Source organism: Qipengyuania seohaensis (assembly GCF_002795865.1).
Taxonomy (GTDB): Bacteria; Pseudomonadota; Alphaproteobacteria; order Sphingomonadales; family Sphingomonadaceae; genus Qipengyuania; species Qipengyuania seohaensis.
This window is the reverse complement of the sequence record NZ_CP024920.1, coordinates 544,886-562,281: the sequence shown is the minus strand read 5'-3', so window position 1 is coordinate 562,281 and position 17,396 is coordinate 544,886. Positions and strand designations below refer to the sequence as shown.

Here is a 17,396-nt window from a genome sequence, read left to right as displayed (position 1 = left end):
AGAAATCGATTTTCCGGTGTGGTCCACTGGTCGGGACGACTGGATTCGAACCAGCGACCCCTACACCCCCAGTATAGTGCGCTACCAGACTGCGCCACGTCCCGATACCAGTGGAGGCGGCCCTATAGGGTGCAGTTCTGTGCATGGCAAGCGTCAAGCTGCGGCAATTCATTGCCCTGCAATCGCGTTCCTGCTAGCTGCGCGCGCTATTGACGAGGGGGCTTTCGGCCGGAAGCTTGATTGCACCGCAACCGGTCCCATCTCGCGTGGACATTAGCATCAACGGATACAGGCTTTTCCTTCATGATCGACCTTCTCGCCGCCGCCGGCTCCTCCGCAGCCCAGCCGCCTATCTGGCTGCAGATTCTTCCGTGGGTCGCGATTTTCGCCATCTTCTGGTTCCTGATGATCCGCCCGCAGATGCGCCAGCAGAAGGCGCACCAGGAAAAGATTGCCGGCCTGAAGCGGGGTGACGAAGTGGTGACGGCGGGCGGCCTCGTCGGCAAGATCACCAAGGTCGACGACCAGTTCGTCGAAGTCGAACTGTCGAAAGGCATGAAGGTCCGCGCCGTGCGTAACACCATTGGCGAAGTGCTCTCCGGCACCACCGCCAAGCCCGCCAACGACTGATCCGGCAAGAGGCACACAGCAGACATGCTCGATTTTCCAACCTGGAGGAAAGCGTTCCTGTGGGGCATCGCCGTATTCGGCATGCTCCTGTCGCTGCCTTCCCTGTTCTCGCTCGCCAATCTCGATTGGCCCGATCAGCTTCCCGACCCGGTCGTAAACCTGGGTCTCGACCTTGCCGGCGGTAGCCACATCCTGCTCGAGGCAGAGCGGGACGAGGTGGCCGCCATGAGGCTGGAGGACCTGGAAGAAAGCGTGCGCAACGCCATGCGCCGCGCAGAGCCGCGCATCCGCATCGGCGACGTTTCGACTGCCGACGGCCAGCTCAGCTTCCTGCTCGACGATGTCGCCGACGTGGACCGCGCGCGCGCCGAGATCGAAGACATCATGAACGGCACCGGTCCGGTCCGCGAATGGGACTTGCAGGTCGTCGACGGGCAACGTTTCGTCCTGACCCAGACCGCGGCTGGTCTCGACAACGCGGTCGATGCCGCGATGGAAGGCGCGCTGCGCACCGTGGGTATTCGTATCGACGGTCTCGGTACACGCGAGCCGACGATCTTGCGCCAGGGCGACACCCGCATTGTGGTGCAGGTGCCCGGCCTGCAGGATCCGGAACAGTTGAAGGAACTGCTCGGCAAGACCGCCAAGCTGGAATTCAAGCTCGTCGAACGCCAGGCTAGCGCCGAAGAAGTGGCGCGCGGTTTCGTCGCAGGCGGCGAAGTCTATCCCTATGCCGAAGGCGAGGGCTTCCCCAACGGGGTGGTCGTCCAGCGGATCGGCGGGATCGACGGCGAAACGCTCACCGGGGCGCAGCAGAATTTCGATGCGCAGACGAACGAACCGGTCGTCTCGATTACTTTCAATCCCGACGGCGGTCGCCGCTTTGCGCGGATGACCACGCAGTACACGGGTCGCCAGTTCGCGATCATCCTTGATGACGAGGTGATCTCGGCTCCCGTCATGCGCGATCCGATCCAGAACGGTCAGTCACAGATTTCGGGCGGCTTTACGGTCGAAAGCGCGAACAACCTCGCAATCCAGCTGCGCTCCGGCGCGCTGCCCGTTGATCTCAGCGTGGTCGAAGAACGTACCGTCGGACCTGACCTTGGCGCCGATTCGATCAAGTCGGGCATGATCGCCATCGTGATCGGCACGCTACTGGTCATGGGCCTCATGATCTTGACCTATGGCCGTTTCGGTATCTTTGCGACGATGGCGCTGGTCATCAACGTGTTGATGTTGCTGGGCATCATGGCAGCGCTCAACATGACGCTGACCTTGCCCGGAATCGCGGGCTTCGTCCTGACCATCGGTGCGGCTGTCGACGCCAACGTGCTGATCAACGAGCGCATTCGCGAAGAGCGAAAGCGGGGGAGGCGCGTCATCGCCGCGGTGGAAAACGGCTACAAGGAAGCCAGCCGCGCCATCTATGACGCGAACATCACCAACTTCATCGCAGGCGTACTGCTGTTCAGCTTCGGCTCCGGACCGATCAAGGGCTTCGCCGTGGTCCTCGTCGTCGGCCTGTTCACCAGCGTCTTTACCGCCCTGCCGCTGACCCGCATGTGGGTCGCCGGATGGCTGCGCAAGACGCGCCCATCCGACATCAATCTTTGAGGAAACGGACGATGAAACTTCTCAAGCTCGTCCCCGACGACACCAACATCAAGTTCCTCAAGTGGCGCATACCCTTCTTCGTCGTCAGCATCCTGCTGATCGCGGCGAGCTGGGCGCTCGTGGCGACCAAGGGCCTCAACTACGGCGTCGACTTTGCCGGCGGTCTGGAAGTGCGGGCGACCTTCACCGAACGGAGCGAAGCCCCGGTGGCGCAGCTGCGCGACGACGTGGAAGGGCTCGGCTACGGGTCACCGGTCGTCCAGCGTTTCGGCGAAGACAACCAGGTCTCGATCCGCGTGCGCCTGCCCGACGAGATCGCTGCCGACAAGGACGCCGCGCAGGCTGCGGCCAACGCGGTGGTCGATGAACTGCAGGGCAATTACCCGGACTTCCGCCTCGACGGGAACGACAACGTTTCGGGTAAGGTCTCGGGCGAATTCCGCAAGGATGCGGTCTTTGCGCTGGTGGCCGCGATGCTGGCCGTCGCGCTCTACATCTGGATCCGGTTCGAATGGCAATTCGGGGTCGGCGCATTGTTCGCGCTGTTCCACGACGTCAGCCTGACCCTGGGGATGTTTGCGCTGTTCCAGCTGGAATTCAGTCTGCAGATCATCGCGGCCATTCTCGCCATCATCGGCTATTCACTGAACGATACGATCGTCGTCTACGACCGCATCCGCGAGAATCTGAAGAAGTATCGCAAGATGCCCGTGCCCGAGCTTCTCGACCTGTCGGTCAACGAAACCTTGGCGCGTACCGTAATGACCTCGCTGACGCTGCTGGTGGCGCTGCTGCCGCTGCTGCTGGTGGGCCCGGCCAGCCTATTCGGACTGACTGCCGCGATCACGCTGGGTCTTTTCGTGGGTACCTACAGCTCGGTCTACATGGCCTCGCCGCTGCTTATCTGGATGGGCGTCAATTCCGACAGCTTCGTTCCTGAAGAGACGATTGCGGACAAGCAGGAACGCATCGCTCGGGGCGAGGTCTAGGCCCCGACAAGGCGATCGTAATGCGCGCCTAGCGCCTCGCCGTTCGCCTCCCAGCTATAAACATCGACACAGGCGGCAACCTCCAGGGGTGGCCGCCTGTTTTGCAAGACCAGCCTGATCCCTTCGCGAACCGCATCGGTACGCCGAGCGACGATGACTCCCGCGGCGGAAGTATTCACCACTTCGCGCGCACCGCCTGCGTCGGTGATGACGAGGGGCGTACCGCAGGCCAGTGCCTCGATCCACGCATTGGCGAGCCCTTCGCTGGCAGATGGCAGGGCCATCACGTCGGCGGCGGACAGTATGATCGGCAACAGATCGTGATCCACGCTGCCGAGGAGGTGGACGCGATCGGCCACGCCCTCCGATCTTGCAAGGGCGCGCAGGCTCGCCTCGTCCTCTCCCTTGCCGACCAGCAGGAGGCGGGCGTCAGGCAGGTCCGTAAGAGCCTTTATGACCAGCGCCTGCCCCTTGCGTTCGATGAGCGCCCCGACGGTGGCGATGAGCTGGTCGTCTTCGCCGATTTCGATGCCGAGCTCGTCGCCGAGGCGATTACGCAATTGGGTATGGCCGAGCGGCCGGAACCGGTCACGGTCGAGGCCCGTGCGATGGATCGCGATCTTGGAGCGGTCCATGCCCAGCGCAGCCATGTCGTCCGCCAGTGCTTCGGAAACGCTGAGCAGACCGGCAGCCTGTTGGGCAGCAGTTTTAAGAGCGTGCGCGCCATAGCTGCGGCCGCCCCAATAATGGATATCCGCCCCCCGCGCCTTGATCGAGAGGGGAAGGCTGAGCTCTGCTGCGATGCGCGATGCGGCCGGCCCGTCCGGATAGAAAAACTGCGCATCGATCAGGTCGAACGGCTGCTCTTCGTGCAGTTTCTTCGCGAGAGGCATTACGGCCTTGGCGATCAGGCGGGGATTGAGACGTCCGCCGACCTTGGGAAGCAGGCGAAATGTCGGTCGATGGACGGCAACACCGTTTTCCACCCCATCGACGGCGGCTTCCTTCGCCTCGCGATATCGTCCAAGCGCCAAGGGTGGCAGGCCGATAGGGTTGATGACGACAGGCTCCCAGTCGGTATGCCTTCCGAGTGCCTCGATAGAGCGTGCGACGAAGGTTCCGAACCTCGGCGCCGATGCATTGGGCCACAATGTCGACAGGACCAGTGCCCGCCGGGCTTTGCCAGAGGTCACAGTCGGCGGACCAGCATTTCGGCGACACCGATCCAGGGCGGGCTGTCCACCACCTGCTGCTTTTCGCCGTGGCCAGGCGGCAAGATACCCACGAGGCTGCCCTGCCGATCGATCAGCCGTCCGAAGGAGAAGCGCCCGGCCTTGCGCGGGACGAGGACGTCGCGGTTGACCGCGCGCCCGGCATCTTCCGGATCGATCTGGCGCAGCCACAGCTGGTCTCCGGGACGATATTCCCCGTGGGGGTAATCGATGGTCAGTACCATCAGGGCGCCGTCGGCGCCGAGGTCGGTGGCCAGAAGCGCGTCGCGAGTAGTATCGAGGGCTTCAGGACCATCCTTGCCGAGCGTGGCGACGACCTGCGGGTGGGCGGCCTTTTCGGAGCGGACCAGAACTTCGGGCTCGACCCCGAGTGCTGCGGCAATCCGTTCCATCCATTTCAGCGAGAGATTCCGCATCCCCGTTTCCAGCCGCCCGACAGTCTGTGGCGTGGTGGGCGGGTCGCAAGCCTCTGCCAGATCGGCCAGCGTCCAGCCTTTTTGCTTGCGAATGTCGCGGATGCGGTTGATCACCGGATCTCTCCCAATAACCGAAATGGTTTTTCATCTTTCCTACACTAACCGAAAATATGCAAGCGGTCTCTCCACAGGCATGGAGAAGAATAGTGCGCAAGCAACTGGTTGAACGCGAACTCACCGATCAGGGGCCTAGCGTAAAGGGCTCGATAAAAGGGAGGAAGCGAACCGTTACGGTAAACGTGGCGGAATCGCCGCTCTCATGGCTGCACGCTCGCGGGCATCTCGACGACCGCCTGTTCGATGCAGGCGAGCGGCTTCGTGCGGACTACGAACGCTCTCAGGTCGCGCCCGGTATCACCATGCGCTGGGATCCGGTCCGCTTGGACGGGGGCGGCGGTGACGGCATGACGCCGAGCGAACGCCAGATCGCGGCGCGAACCCGGTTCGACGGTGCGATGGCTCAGGCAGGCAGGGGTCTGAAAGATGTGCTGTGGCACGTGGTCTGCAATTGCGAGAGCCTGTCTCATGCCGAGAGGGGTCTCGGATGGCCTGCAAGGAGCGGCAAGCTGGTGCTCCGGCTTGCGCTGGACCGGGTGGCCGACTTCTATCGGATCCGGTGAGAGACCAGGTCACGCAATTGCGGGAGGACCTCGTTTTCGAACCACGGGTTCTTGCGCATCCAGAGCGTCGATCGCCATGCGGGGTGGGGTAGGGGAAGGAAATCCGGCAAATAGTGCCCGAAGTTTCGTACCCGCTCCGTCATCGACAGCTTGCGCGCCTGCGGCAGGTAATAGGCCTGCGCATAGGTGCCGACGAGTAAGGTCAGACGGTTTTCGGGAAGGACGTCCAGCACGCTTTCGTGCCATTGCGGCGCGCATTCCGGTCGGGGCGGCTTGTCGCCCCCGCTGGCTTTGCCTGGATAACAGAACCCCATGGGCACAAGCGCGACCTGCGCGGGATCGTACATCTGATCCTTCGTCAGTCCGGTCCATTCGCGCAGCCGGTCGCCGCTCGCGTCGTCCCACGGAATGCCGCTTTCGTGGACTTTCGATCCGGGTGCCTGGCCGATGATGAGCAGGCGCGCATCGGGCGAAAAGCTGACGACGGCGCGTACCCCGTGGGGCAGGTGCTCTTCGCATAGCCTGCAGGCGGCAATCCGTGATGCAAGCGCTTCTGCGCTCAAAGTGCCTCTGCCATTTCCGCCAGCATCAGCCAGCGTTCTTCTGCCGCATCCTTTTCGGTGCGAGCATTCTCGATCCCTTCGCTGATCGTGGCGAATTTCTTGGGATCCTTGGTGTAGAGATCGGGGTCGGAAAGGATCGTCTCGCCCTTGGCGATCGCTGTTTCCAGTTCCTCGATACGTGCAGGCAACAGCTCCAGATCGCGCTGGTCCTTGTAGGATAACTTTGTCGGCTTCGCTTTGGCTTGTTCGGCAGGTTTCGCAGCGGGCTTGTCCTGCCGCTTCTCCTTGCGCTCGACAGGTGCGCGGCGTTTCTTTTCCCAGTCTTCGTACCCGCCGGCCACGACATCGACCTTGCCCGTGCCGTCGAGGCCGAGCGTGATGGTGACGGTGCGATCGAGGAAGTCGCGATCATGGCTGACGATCAGCACGGTGCCTTCGTAATCCGCGATGACTTCCTGCAAGAGGTCGAGCGTTTCGAGGTCGAGATCGTTGGTCGGTTCGTCGAGGACGAGGAGATTTGAGGCCTTCGCGAATTCACGCGCCAACAACAGCCGCGAACGCTCGCCGCCGGAAAGGACCGACACCTTCATGTCCACGATCTTCGGGTCGAACAGGAACTCCTTGAGATAGCCCTGAACGTGCTTGCGCACGCCGCGCACATCGATCCAGTCGCCGCCTTCCGCCAGCACGTGGCGAACGGTCTTGTCGTCGGTCAGCAGTTGGCGCTGCTGGTCGATCATCACGCCTGTCAGCGTCTTGGCGATTTCCACCGTGCCGCTGTCGGGTTCCAGTTCGCCGGTCAGCATTTTCAGCAGTGTCGTCTTGCCAGCGCCGTTCGATCCGACGATGCCGATCCGGTCGCCTCGCTGGATGCGCAGGTTGAACGGCTTGATGATCGTGCGGTCGCCGTAGGCCTTGGTGATCCCTTCAGCGACGATGACCGACTTCGACTTGAAATCTTCTTCCGTCGCGAGCTTCAGCTTTGCGGTGCCTGCACTGGCGATCATCGAGGCACGCTGGGCGCGCATCTGCCACAGTTTCTCCAGGCGGCCCTGATTGCGTTTACGCCGTGCGGTGACGCCGCGTTCGAGCCAGTGCGCTTCGAGCTTCAGCTTCGCGTCGAGCTTTTCCGCTGCGCGCGCTTCTTCGGCGTAGACCTGTTCTTCCCAGGCCTCGTAGCCGCCGAAGCCGACTTCCTTACGGCGCAAATTGCCGCGGTCGAGCCAGATGGTCGCGCGGGTCAGGCGTTTGAGGAATGTTCGGTCGTGGCTGATGACCAGGAAGGCGCCGCGATAGCGGTCCAGCCAGCCTTCGAGGAATTCGATGGCGGCGAGGTCGAGATGATTAGTCGGTTCGTCCATCAACAGCAGGTCGGGGTCTTGGGCCAGCGCACGGGCAATCGCTGCACGGCGCTTTTCGCCGCCGCTTGCGCCGTCGGTGGCGCGGCTCATGTCGATGCCGAGCTGGCCGGCGATGGCTTCGACCTCGTGTTCCTGCGGGGCATGCGTGCCGTCCAGCGCCCACTGCATCAAGGTGGCGTGGCCGGAAAGGTCGGGATCCTGTTCAAGCAGTACAATCCGCGTGCCGGGCTTGATCTTGCGAGTGCCCGCATCGGTTTCCAGCTGGCCGTCGATCATGCGAAACAGGGTGGTCTTGCCCACGCCGTTGCGGCCGATCAGCGCCATCCTGTCGCGGGGCCCGATATGCAGGTCCAGCGGGTCGTGATCCGGCCCGCCGAACAGCCACTTGCCGCCCTGTTGCAGGGCCATGCCTTCGAGGCTGAGGATAGGGGGCTGTGCCATAACGCAGCGCGAGGTAGTCGCGCGGCCCCCAAGCTGCAAGCGCCTATGGTGTGGCTTTGCGCGAACCCCTCTGCATTTCCACCATTGCAGCGACGCTTTCGAGAAGCTTTGGCGCGTCGTAGATAATCCCGTCCTTGATTGTCCAACGCACGCCGCCGACCTGCTCGATATTGCCGGTTTCGTAATTAAGCTTGGTGTGGCCGGTGCCATAGAGCAGCTTGAGGTTGTCGAGAGGGTTGCCCGGTACGATGACGAGATCGGCCAGCTTGCCGACCTGGATCGTGCCCATCGGCGCATCTTCACCACGCGGATCGTAAATCTCCTGCGCCCCGGCAGTTGTGGCTGCTCGGATGACTTCGAGCGGGCTGAGGCCGGCTTCGCGCAGCATTTCAAGCTCACCGATATAGGCGAAGCCCCATGTCTGATAGATGTAGCCCGGATCGCTGCCGGCAGTCACGCGTCCGCCGCGGCGGTGGAATTCGGCCGTCAGGTCGAACCAGTAACGGTAGAACTTGCGCCAGGCGACCTCGTCTTCCGTGCTCCAGTCCTTGTAATAGCTGCCGTGATTGGTGGCGCTCGGCGCATAAAAATCCATCAGCGAGGGAAGGCTGTAGCGCGCGTGCCAGTCGCGGTTCTTCGCAGCCATGACATCGCGGCTGGCTGAATAGATGTTGAAGGTCGGGCTAAGGGTCACGCCGCTTTCGATGAGGAAGTCGATATAGGCGTCCCATTCCTCGCTATGCGGCTCGACGACCTGGTCGGCGAGGCGGGCTACCCACGCGAAACGCGATTGCTCGTCGAAATAATTGTAGCCCTTCGGATAGCGCGGCAGCGCATTGTCATCGAGCAGGCTTTCGAAGTGACCGTAGAAGTGCGTGATCCCGTCGAGACCAAGTTCGACAGCTTTGCGAGCGTTGACGCGCTGTACACCCGGCTGGGCGAGGTGGGCGACCGTTCCGAGGCCCTGTTTTTCGGCCTCGTCGAGAGCTGCGCCCAGCACGTCGGGCATCGCGGAATTGAAGAACTTGATCCCCCAGAACCCCTGCGCCTTGGCCCAGCGAACCCATTCGCGCGCTTCGGCAGGCGTTGTCGGAGCGCTGCGGCCCCATTTGTCGCCGAACACGGCGTAGGGGAACAGGCGCGGGGCGACGATCGCATTCGCTTCGCTGCGCTGGCGGTCGGTCAGATCCGGCTGGCCTGGCCCGAAGTAAAAGCTCACCCCGCGCACGCTGGTCACGCCGTGCGCAAGCCAGAGGCGATAGCCGTAGGAGGGCTGCGCAGCCTTGGACGGATCGCCATTGTGCCCATGCGCGTCGACGAAACCGGGCATGACCGTCATGCCGGTGGCATCGACCACGCGGTCGGCCGCCGCCTTCACATCTGCTGGTGCGCCGCCGCCATGGATGGCTGCGATGCGATTGCCTTCGATCACGATATCGACAGGTCCCATCGGCGGCGCGCCGGAGCCTTCGATCATGGTGGCGCCCGACACGATGAGTGTCCCGAACGGCCCTTCCGCTTCGCCCGGCTGGATATCGGGCACCGGCTCCATCTGCGCCGATAGCCCGCTCCCGAGCGTCGCCGCTGCCATCGCGATGAGATATTTGCCAAGCCGCATTCCGGTCCCCCTCAACATGTACTCTGCGCTAACGTCATCGGACGAAGATGAAAAGAAGGGAACCTGCGCGTTCAGCCGTTGGTAAAGGTGGGGAGCCGAAAAACGCGTCTCAACAAAAGGAGTTACGCCATGATCCGCCACACCGTCCCAGCTCTTGCAGCGCTCGCCATGGCCGGAACAGCCCAGGCCGCCGAAGTTCAGATCGCCTCGACCGGCCCCGTCGTGGAGCTCAGTATTTCGGAGCAGATCGAAGCGGAGCCCGACATCGTCAATGTCGGTGCGGGCGTGGTGACCAATGCACCCACCGCAGTCGAAGCCCTGCGGCAGAATTCGGTCGAGATGCGCAAGGTAATCGAACGGATCAAGGCGCTCGGCGTGGCGGAGCGGGACATCCAGACCTCGGGTATCAATCTCAACGCGCGCTACGATTACGACCAGCGCCAGCAGCGGCAGGTGTTCCGTGGCTACCAGGCGATGAACCAGGTGAGCGTGAAGCTGCGTGATATCGACGAGACCGGCAAGGTGCTGGATGCACTGGTCGTAGCTGGGGCCACCAATCTGGACGGTCCGCGCTTCAGCCTCGAAGACGACACCGATGCCAAGGCGCGTGCGCGCGCCACGGCGATGCAGCGTGGCCGCGAACAGGCGCTTGAATACGCGCAGCTTGCCGGCTTCACCGGAATCCGCCTGCTCGAGGTGAACGAGACGATTACCGGTCGCTCGCCGGGCCCCTATCCGGTCGTACGCACGGCCTCTTTGGAAGCCGCTGCAGACCAGTCGGCGCCCGTCCAACCCGGCCTCGTCAGCACCGGCGTCAATGTAACGGTCAAATACGAGATGACGCGCTGAACGATTGTGAACGTCCACATTCACGACTTGTTCAATGGCTCGGGAGTAGTCACTACAGCATCATGAAACGCCTGCTTGCATCCTTCCTCGCTTTCGGTCTCGTCGCCGGTCCGCTGCTGGCGACCCCGGCAGAGGCACAGCGTCGCACCGACCAGGGCGAAGCGCGCAAGGAAATGCGGGCAGGCAACATCATGCGCGCACGCGAAATCGAAAATCGCATCGTCCCTTCGATGGGCGACGCGGAATACCTCGGTTTCGACTACGATTCGACCGCGATGGCCTACCGCCTGAAGTTCATCAAGAACGGCAAGGTGAAGTTCGTCGACGTCGACGCGCGCACCGGCCGGGTCCTGCGCCGCAGCCGCTGAGGCGGTCCGGCACCGGGCACAAGAAACTCCGTTCATCTTGACGCGTTCATCTACATGAACGACACGCATTACGCAGATAACAAGGACGGAAATTCATGCGGATCCTGATTGTCGAGGACGAACCCACGCTCGGCCAGCAGCTCAAGAGCACTCTCGAGCAGAATGGCTATGCGGTCGATTTGTCGACCGATGGCGAAGACGGGCATTTCCTCGGTTCCACCGAAGATTACGACGCTGTCATCCTCGACCTCGGCTTGCCTGAGATCGACGGCCTGACGGTGCTCGGTATGTGGCGCAAGGAGGGGCGCAAATTCCCCGTCCTCGTGCTTACTGCGCGCGACAGCTGGTCGGACAAGGTGGCTGGCCTCGACGCAGGCGCTGACGACTACCTCGCCAAGCCATTCCAGACCGAAGAGCTGATCGCCCGCCTTCGCGCGCTCATTCGCCGTGCGTCGGGCAATACCTCCAGCGAACTGACCGCAGGACAGGTACGCCTGGACACCCGTTCGGGCCGCGTCACCCTGGCTGGCGAGCCGGTCAAGCTGACCGCGCAGGAATACAAGCTGTTGAGCTACCTCATGCACCACAAGGGCAAGGTGGTCAGCCGCACCGAGCTGATCGAGCACATCTACGATCAGGATTTTGACCGCGATTCCAACACGATCGAGGTCTTCGTTACGCGCATCCGCAAGAAGCTGGGTGCAGAGGTAATCACGACTATCCGTGGACTTGGGTACAGCCTCGACGACCCCGCTGACGCGCCCCGAGCCTGAGGACACTCCGGCTGGCGAGGCGCGTCGCGCGGCGGACATTCCGCCCGGTGACGCGTCTGCGCTGCCCGAAGACCCCGTGACATTGCCGGAAGGCAAGCCGCCCCAGCGCAGCCTTGCCAAGCGCATGATGGTCATTGCGGCCGTCTGGATCGGGTTGCTGCTGGTGGGCGGCGGATTTGCGCTGGACCGCACTCTTACTCGGCTGGTGCAGAACAATTTCGACGACCAGCTGGAATATGTGCTGACCGCGCTGATTTCCTCGGCCGAGATCGACAATAATGGCGAGGTCTGGACCTATCGCTCGCTCGGCGACCAGCGCTTCCTCGAACCCTATAGCGGCGTATACTGGCAGATCAGCGGCGACGGGCGCGAGACCTTTCCCAGTCGCAGCCTGTGGGATCGCACGCTGACGGTCGATGGATCGCATCGCGACGACGATCCGCATTTCTACGATTCCTACCAGTTCGACGGCGAACCGCTTCGCGTGGCGGAGCGCAATGTCGAACTACCCGACAGCGATGTGGTGTGGACCTTCACCGTCGCGTCCGCGCGCGAAGAACTCGACTTCCAGATCGCGCGGATCCGTTCGATCCTGATCTGGAGCTTTGCCGCACTCGGCTTGGGGTTGCTGATCATGGCGATCCTGCAAAGCTATTACGGCTTGTCGCCGCTCCGCCGCGTGCGTGCCGCGATCCAGTCCATGCGTTCGGAAGGCGCGAACCGGATTACCGAGCCACTGCCGCTGGAGGTCGAGCCCCTGGTGCAAGAGATCAACGGGCTGCTGGCGCATAGCGAGAAGCAGGCAGAAGAAGCCCGCATGCACGCGGGCAATCTCGCCCACGCCCTCAAGACCCCGCTGACCGTGCTGACCAATGCCGCGACCGCACACGACCCCAAGCTGTCGGACCTCGTGTGCCGCGAAACCAAAACCATGCAGCGCCATGTCGAACACCACCTTGCACGGGCGAGGGCGGTCGGGCGGCGCGCGAGCGGCCATGCGCGCGCCGATGTCTGGCCCAGCGCGGAAAGCGTGCTGCGCGCGGTCACACGTATCTACGAGAATACGCGCTTCGACCTCGACGGGAACAAGCTGGCCGCCGTTTCGATCGAGCGGCAGGACCTCGACGAAATCTTGGGCAATCTGATCGAGAACGCAGCCAAGTATGGCGGCGGCAGCGTTTTCGTGACCATCGATGCCGCACGCGATGAAGAGCTATGCACCATCTGGGTCGAGGATGACGGCACAGGCATTCCCGAAAGCGAACGCGCCCGTATTTTCGATCGCGGCGCACGGCTGGACACAGGCAAGCCGGGCACCGGCCTTGGCCTCGCCATTGTGAGGGACGTGGCAGAAATTTACGGCGGCTCGGTCGAACTCGACGAAAGCGAGGATCTCGGAGGGCTGCTGGTAAAGCTCAGCCTTCCCCGGGCGGGTTAACTACCACGCGCCTTTTCATGGTGGCGGATGACCTCGTCGATGATGAAGCGCAGGAATTTCTCGCTGAATTCCGGATCGAGTTCGCTTTCCTCGGCCAGCCGGCGCAACCGCGCGATTTGTTCCTTTTCACGGTTCGGGTCGGCAGGCGGCAGCGTCACCTTCGCCTTGTACTCTCCAACCGCCTGCGTGATGCGAAAGCGTTCTGCGAGCATATGGACGATAGCCGCATCGATATTGTCGATACTCTTGCGATAGCCGGCCAGGACCTTGTCGTCCCCCGGTTGAGGTTGCACCGTTTGCGTCATCACTTGCCAAGCTATCATCAATTGCTCTCTTGCCAAGAAAGCAAGTGCAGCGCATGGCCAAGCTGCAATGACAGCCGACGTCGTACCCCTCCCGCGCAAGGGCCCGCAGCCCTCGATCGATCCCATGCTCGCGCTCACCGCTTCGGGCATGAACCAGGTCAACCAGGTCATCCTCGACCGGATGCAGAGCGAGGTGCCGCTTATCCCCGCGCTGGCCGGCCACCTTATCTCGGGCGGCGGCAAGCGCCTGCGGCCCATGCTGACGCTCGCCGGGGCGGAATTGGTGGGTTACAGCGGCACGCGCCAATACAAGCTCGCCGCGGCGGTCGAGTTCATCCACACCGCCACTTTGCTGCATGACGATGTCGTCGATGGCAGCGATTTGAGGCGCGGCAAGGCGGCGGCCAATATCATCTACGGCAATCCCGCGACCGTGCTGGTCGGCGATTTCCTCTTCAGCCGCTCGTTCGAGCTGATGACCGAGGACGGCAGCCTCAAGGTGCTGAAAATCCTGTCCGGTGCCAGTGCGATCATCGCGGAAGGTGAGGTCGACCAGCTGACCGCCCAACGCAAGATCGACACGAGCGAGGAACGTTACCTCCACATTATCCGCGCCAAGACCGCCGCCCTTTTCGCTGCAGCAAGCCGGATTGCCGCCGTCGTCGCCGAATGCGGCGAGGAAGAGGAGCGGGCTCTCGACGAATACGGACGCAACCTCGGGGTTGCCTTTCAGCTCGTCGACGACGCGCTCGACTACGACGCCGACGCCGCGCAAATGGGCAAGGACCAGGGCGACGATTTCCGCGAAGGCAAGATGACCCTGCCGGTCATTCTCGCTTATGCACGCGGCAACGAGGAGGAGCGTGCATTCTGGAAATCGGCCATTGCCGGTTTCCGCTCGGGCGATGAAGACTTGGCCGAAGCGATCCGCCTGATTGGCAAATACAACGCTGTCGCCGACACCAAGGCGCGCGCACGCCACTTCGCCCAGCGCGCAATCGACGCGCTGTCGATCTTCCCCGACGGCAAGGCCCGCCAGGCGATGGCGCAGGCAGCATTGTTCGCGGTCGCCCGCGGACATTAAGCTTTCCGCCAGCGTATTGAAGAACTACTGCGCCTCGATGAGGCGATAGCTTTTCTCGTGCCATAAGGGATAACCGCTTACTTCGTAATCTGTACGAATCTGCACGGAATCGCGCGCCCATTGAACAGACACGTCTACGGGGTAGGGCTGCGGCCCTTGCAGTCTGCAACTCCATACGGACTTGAAAGAATTTCCGTCCAATTCAATCGGTGTGTCATCGCAATTGTCAGAGAAAACCTTGCTCAGCACGAAGCGTCGCAAATCTTCCTCAGACGATATATCGATAAAAGCTTCCGACGGTGGCAATTCGACATCCATCTCTGTCGATTGCGAAGCATACGTGCCACGCTGTGGGAATTCTGGCCCGAAGACCGGACCGCCCTCTGCTGAACATGACGCAAGCGCGATGCTCGACATAGCCAAACCAAGATATTTCACCATCGCGATACAGACCCTTCAAAATTCGCCCGTTGGATTAATCCACAGATCGCAAATTTTTCTTAATTTCAGGACTGTTTGTCCGCACAATTGAGACGCTCGATGGGCAGCTATAGAAAATCCGTGCCGTCCGATCTATCCCCACGCAAAGCCGGCTTCAGAAAATTCAGTGTCTATACTCCCAATCTATGAAGTAATCCCGGATTTGCTTGCTTGCATGCGCGAGCGAACAGGCGCTGTCCTTATCGCGCCTCCGGGTGCCGGTAAGACCACGGCCGTCGCGCCTGCGCTGATTACCGAGGACTGGTGCACGGGCACCGTTATCCTGACATCGCCGCGCCGTGTCGCCGCTCGCGCTGCTGCCGAGCGCATGGCCGAGATGCTGGGCGAAAAGCCTGGCGAGACGATTGGTTATCTCACCCGGCTCGACAGCAAGCGAGGCACAAGAACACGCGTCCTCGTCGTAACCGAAGCGATCTTCGTAAACATGCTGGTGCAGGACCCCGAACTGGTGGGCGTCTCAGCAATCCTGTTCGACGAGGCACATGAGCGTCACCTCGACAGCGACCTCGGTCTCGCCTTGGCACTGGAAAGCCGCGCAGTGCTGCGCGAAGACCTGCGTGTCCTCATCATGTCGGCGACCATAGACGGCACGCGGTTCGCGGATTTGCTGGGTGAGAATGCGCCGGTCATCGAAAGCGAAGGCCGCGCTCACCCCTTGCGCATCGAATGGCTTGGGTCTTCGCCGCAAATGCGGGTGGAGGACGCCATGACGTCGGCCATCGCACAGGCATGGCGTGACGAAGAAGGCGATATCCTCGCCTTCCTGCCCGGTGTCGGAGAAATCGAGCGCACGCGCGAGCGGGTGGAAGCGCGATTGCCCGATGCCGTGGTCCTGCCGCTTCACGGACAGGTGCAAGGTGCGGACCAGCGCGCTGCGATCCGCCGCGATCCCCAGGGGCGCCGCCGCATCGTGCTCGCCACCGCGATTGCGGAGACCTCGCTGACGCTCGACGGCGTTTGCGTGGTCGTCGATGCGGGGCTTTCGCGCCGCGCCGAATTCGACCGTGCAGCGGGCACGACGCATCTGGTGACGCACCGCGCTAGCCAGGCGGCCGCAGCGCAGCGTGCAGGTCGTGCGGCACGGCAGGGGCCGGGTGTCGCTTATCGCTTGTGGGAGGAGGGCGGCCATGCCGGCCGCCCCGCATTCGATCCTCCCGAGATGGAGACGGCCGACCTCGCGCCGCTGGTCCTGACACTTGCGAAATGGGGCACGAACGAGCCAGCCGAATTGCGGTGGCTCGACAAGCCGTCCGGGCCGTCAGTTGCAGCGGCGCGTACCACTTTGCAGGCCCTCGGCGCGCTCGATGACGCCGGGCGAATTACGGCATTGGGCGAGAAGCTTGCCCTGCTGCCGATGGATCCGGCTTCCGCTGCCATGGTCCTGTTCGGAGCGGCGCACAGCTCTGCGGATCGTGCGGCCAAGCTGGCTCTGCTACTTCAGGAACGGGGACTCGGCGGTCGCGGCGAGGATCTGGAGGCACGCCTGCAACGCTGGGACAGCGATCGCGGCCAGCGGGCTGAGGCCAGCCGCAAGCTTGCCAGGCGCTGGGCGGCGCAGGCAAAGGACCTTGCGGAACAGGTTAACAGCGACAATCCGCCCGCCGCTATCATGCTGGCTGCAGGGCGGCCGGAGTTCGTCGCGAAAAAGCGCGATGCGAGCGGCGAAAGCTGGATTTCGGCTGGGGGCAGGGGTTTTTCCCTCGACCCCACGTCGCCACTGGCCAGCGCGTCTTATCTCGTAATCGGCGATGCGCAGGGACAGGCAAAGGCCGCCCGGATTACGTCGGCAATCGCTCTCGACGAGAGCGACCTCGAACGCTGGCTGGGTGAGCGTATCGAAAGGCGGTCGGTCCTGCGATGGGCCGGCCATCGCATCGAGGCTCGGCTCGAAAGGAGGCTCGGAGCAATCACTTTAGCAAGCGGTCCCGACCCTTCGCCAGATGACCAGGCGATTGTGGACAGGCTTGTGGATAAGGTGCGGGAAAACCCGGCAAAGCTGGTCCCGCAGGCGCTGTCCGCCCGGGCTTCTTTTGTCGGGATCAAGGCATTCGAGCCCGAAAACCTGGGCGAGAATATTGACTTGTGGCTGGCGCCTCTGCTGGCCGGTCGGCGCGATCTCGATGTGCCGAGGGGGCGACTGGTCGACGCTCTCCTGAACTTGCTCGACTGGGATGAACGCCAGAAGCTCGACCGGGACGCACCGCAGGAATTCTCTTCGCCTGCCGGGACCACGCATCCGATCGATTACACAGGCGACGATGCGCCGAGCGTGGAAGTCCGCGTACAGGCATTGTTCGGGCTGGAGCGGCATCCGATGATCGGCAAGACGCCGCTTCTCCTGAAGCTCACCAGCCCTGCCGGACGCCCGATCCAGTCGACTCGCGACCTGCCGGGATTCTGGCGCGGTAGCTGGGAAGATGTGCGCAAGGACATGAAGGGCCGCTATCCCAAGCATCGCTGGCCCGAGGAACCGTGGACCGAAAAGCCGAGTTTGAAGACGAAGAACGCCTTCCATAAATCGGGAGGTTGAA

Annotated in this window: 17 protein-coding genes and 1 tRNA gene; 10 read left to right on the top strand and 8 right to left on the bottom strand. The window is 62.7% G+C overall.

Going from position 1 to position 17,396, the window contains the following annotated elements; all coding sequences use genetic code 11:
- Positions 1 to 27 precede the first annotated feature (27 nt).
- Positions 28 to 104: transfer RNA gene (locus CVE41_RS02830), tRNA-Pro, on the bottom strand.
- Between the two features lie 199 nt (positions 105 to 303).
- Between CVE41_RS02830 and yajC the strand changes: the two genes are divergently transcribed.
- Genes yajC through secF form a run of 3 tightly spaced genes read left to right on the top strand, consistent with a single transcriptional unit; the run spans position 304 to position 3,236 of the window.
- A complete protein-coding gene (gene yajC, locus CVE41_RS02825; protein ID WP_100259287.1) occupies positions 304 to 630 on the top strand; it encodes a preprotein translocase subunit YajC in 327 nt (108 codons plus the stop codon).
- A gap of 24 nt (positions 631 to 654) precedes the next feature.
- Positions 655 to 2,247, top strand: coding sequence for a protein translocase subunit SecD (secD, locus tag CVE41_RS02820; RefSeq protein WP_100259286.1), 1,593 nt, complete (start codon positions 655 to 657; stop codon positions 2,245 to 2,247).
- A gap of 11 nt (positions 2,248 to 2,258) precedes the next feature.
- Positions 2,259 to 3,236 carry a protein translocase subunit SecF gene (gene secF, locus CVE41_RS02815; protein ID WP_100259285.1) on the top strand — a complete coding sequence of 326 codons (978 nt, stop codon included), beginning with the start codon at positions 2,259 to 2,261 and terminating at the stop codon, positions 3,234 to 3,236.
- Here the strand turns inward: secF and CVE41_RS02810 are convergent.
- Entirely contained in the window at positions 3,233 to 4,429 is a 1,197-nt protein-coding gene (locus CVE41_RS02810; protein WP_100259284.1) for a glycosyltransferase, read from the bottom strand. The two genes, secF and CVE41_RS02810, sit on opposite strands and share 4 nt — an antisense overlap.
- Positions 4,426 to 4,998 carry a helix-turn-helix transcriptional regulator gene (locus CVE41_RS02805; RefSeq protein WP_100259283.1) on the bottom strand — a complete coding sequence of 191 codons (573 nt, stop codon included), beginning with the start codon at positions 4,996 to 4,998 and terminating at the stop codon, positions 4,426 to 4,428. The genes CVE41_RS02810 and CVE41_RS02805 overlap by 4 nt, the downstream gene beginning before the upstream one ends.
- 92 nt (positions 4,999 to 5,090) lie before the next feature.
- Here CVE41_RS02805 and CVE41_RS02800 point away from each other — a divergent pair, with 92 nt between their 5' ends.
- Positions 5,091 to 5,564 carry a DUF6456 domain-containing protein gene (locus tag CVE41_RS02800; protein ID WP_100259282.1) on the top strand — a complete coding sequence of 158 codons (474 nt, stop codon included), beginning with the start codon at positions 5,091 to 5,093 and terminating at the stop codon, positions 5,562 to 5,564.
- Here CVE41_RS02800 and CVE41_RS02795 read toward each other — a convergent pair.
- Genes CVE41_RS02795 through CVE41_RS02785 form a run of 3 tightly spaced genes read right to left on the bottom strand, consistent with a single transcriptional unit; the run spans position 5,549 to position 9,547 of the window.
- Entirely contained in the window at positions 5,549 to 6,127 is a 579-nt protein-coding gene (locus tag CVE41_RS02795; RefSeq protein ID WP_232725770.1) for a uracil-DNA glycosylase family protein, read from the bottom strand. The genes CVE41_RS02800 and CVE41_RS02795 overlap by 16 nt on opposite strands.
- Positions 6,124 to 7,929: an ABC-F family ATP-binding cassette domain-containing protein gene (locus tag CVE41_RS02790; protein ID WP_100259281.1), complete on the bottom strand. Its 1,806-nt coding sequence runs from the start codon at positions 7,927 to 7,929 to the stop codon at positions 6,124 to 6,126. The genes CVE41_RS02795 and CVE41_RS02790 overlap by 4 nt, the downstream gene beginning before the upstream one ends.
- A gap of 43 nt (positions 7,930 to 7,972) precedes the next feature.
- Positions 7,973 to 9,547, bottom strand: a complete 1,575-nt coding sequence (locus CVE41_RS02785) for an amidohydrolase family protein (protein ID WP_100259280.1) — start codon at positions 9,545 to 9,547, stop codon at positions 7,973 to 7,975.
- Between the two features lie 129 nt (positions 9,548 to 9,676).
- On the opposite strand from CVE41_RS02785, the gene CVE41_RS02780 reads away from it, so the two are divergent.
- The 4 genes from CVE41_RS02780 (at position 9,677) to CVE41_RS02765 (ending at position 12,975) form a co-directional block, all read left to right on the top strand.
- Entirely contained in the window at positions 9,677 to 10,396 is a 720-nt protein-coding gene (locus CVE41_RS02780) for an SIMPL domain-containing protein (protein WP_100259279.1), read from the top strand.
- A gap of 62 nt (positions 10,397 to 10,458) precedes the next feature.
- A complete protein-coding gene (locus CVE41_RS02775; protein ID WP_100259278.1) occupies positions 10,459 to 10,764 on the top strand; it encodes a PepSY domain-containing protein in 306 nt (101 codons plus the stop codon).
- 95 nt (positions 10,765 to 10,859) lie between these two features.
- The gene (locus CVE41_RS02770; protein ID WP_090481318.1) at positions 10,860 to 11,537 is read left to right on the top strand and encodes a response regulator transcription factor; all 678 of its coding nucleotides are present in this window, start codon (positions 10,860 to 10,862) and stop codon (positions 11,535 to 11,537) included.
- Entirely contained in the window at positions 11,488 to 12,975 is a 1,488-nt protein-coding gene (locus CVE41_RS02765) for a sensor histidine kinase (protein ID WP_408633956.1), read from the top strand. Before CVE41_RS02770 ends, CVE41_RS02765 begins: the two co-directional genes overlap by 50 nt.
- On the opposite strand, the gene CVE41_RS02760 is transcribed toward CVE41_RS02765, so the two are convergent.
- On the bottom strand, positions 12,972 to 13,280 hold the full coding sequence (locus CVE41_RS02760) for a chorismate mutase (protein ID WP_100259277.1): 309 nt from the start codon (positions 13,278 to 13,280) through the stop codon (positions 12,972 to 12,974). The two genes, CVE41_RS02765 and CVE41_RS02760, sit on opposite strands and share 4 nt — an antisense overlap.
- Before the next feature lie 67 nt (positions 13,281 to 13,347).
- Here CVE41_RS02760 and CVE41_RS02755 point away from each other — a divergent pair, with 67 nt between their 5' ends.
- Complete coding sequence (locus CVE41_RS02755) at positions 13,348 to 14,364, top strand: polyprenyl synthetase family protein (RefSeq protein ID WP_100259276.1); 1,017 nt, start codon at positions 13,348 to 13,350, stop codon at positions 14,362 to 14,364.
- 24 nt (positions 14,365 to 14,388) lie between these two features.
- On the opposite strand, the gene CVE41_RS02750 is transcribed toward CVE41_RS02755, so the two are convergent.
- Positions 14,389 to 14,805, bottom strand: coding sequence for a hypothetical protein (locus tag CVE41_RS02750; protein ID WP_100259275.1), 417 nt, complete (start codon positions 14,803 to 14,805; stop codon positions 14,389 to 14,391).
- A gap of 214 nt (positions 14,806 to 15,019) precedes the next feature.
- Between CVE41_RS02750 and hrpB the strand changes: the two genes are divergently transcribed.
- A complete protein-coding gene (gene hrpB, locus CVE41_RS02745) occupies positions 15,020 to 17,395 on the top strand; it encodes an ATP-dependent helicase HrpB (RefSeq protein WP_232725769.1) in 2,376 nt (791 codons plus the stop codon).
- Position 17,396 lies beyond the last annotated feature (1 nt).

Excerpts from the sequence above, each read along its gene's own strand:
- hrpB (WP_232725769.1), top strand. The coding sequence starts at position 15,020 with ATGCGCGAGCGAACAGGCGCTGTCCTTATCGCGCCTCCGGGTGCCGGT.
- CVE41_RS02785 (WP_100259280.1), bottom strand. The coding sequence starts at position 9,547 with ATGCGGCTTGGCAAATATCTCATCGCGATGGCAGCGGCGACGCTCGGG.
- CVE41_RS02750 (WP_100259275.1), bottom strand. The coding sequence starts at position 14,805 with ATGGTGAAATATCTTGGTTTGGCTATGTCGAGCATCGCGCTTGCGTCA.
- CVE41_RS02770 (WP_090481318.1), top strand. The coding sequence starts at position 10,860 with ATGCGGATCCTGATTGTCGAGGACGAACCCACGCTCGGCCAGCAGCTC.
- CVE41_RS02760 (WP_100259277.1), bottom strand. The coding sequence starts at position 13,280 with ATGACGCAAACGGTGCAACCTCAACCGGGGGACGACAAGGTCCTGGCC.
- CVE41_RS02775 (WP_100259278.1), top strand. The coding sequence starts at position 10,459 with ATGAAACGCCTGCTTGCATCCTTCCTCGCTTTCGGTCTCGTCGCCGGT.
- CVE41_RS02780 (WP_100259279.1), top strand. The coding sequence starts at position 9,677 with ATGATCCGCCACACCGTCCCAGCTCTTGCAGCGCTCGCCATGGCCGGA.
- secD (WP_100259286.1), top strand. The coding sequence starts at position 655 with ATGCTCGATTTTCCAACCTGGAGGAAAGCGTTCCTGTGGGGCATCGCC.
- CVE41_RS02790 (WP_100259281.1), bottom strand. The coding sequence starts at position 7,929 with ATGGCACAGCCCCCTATCCTCAGCCTCGAAGGCATGGCCCTGCAACAG.
- yajC (WP_100259287.1), top strand. The coding sequence starts at position 304 with ATGATCGACCTTCTCGCCGCCGCCGGCTCCTCCGCAGCCCAGCCGCCT.
- secF (WP_100259285.1), top strand. The coding sequence starts at position 2,259 with ATGAAACTTCTCAAGCTCGTCCCCGACGACACCAACATCAAGTTCCTC.
- CVE41_RS02755 (WP_100259276.1), top strand. The coding sequence starts at position 13,348 with ATGACAGCCGACGTCGTACCCCTCCCGCGCAAGGGCCCGCAGCCCTCG.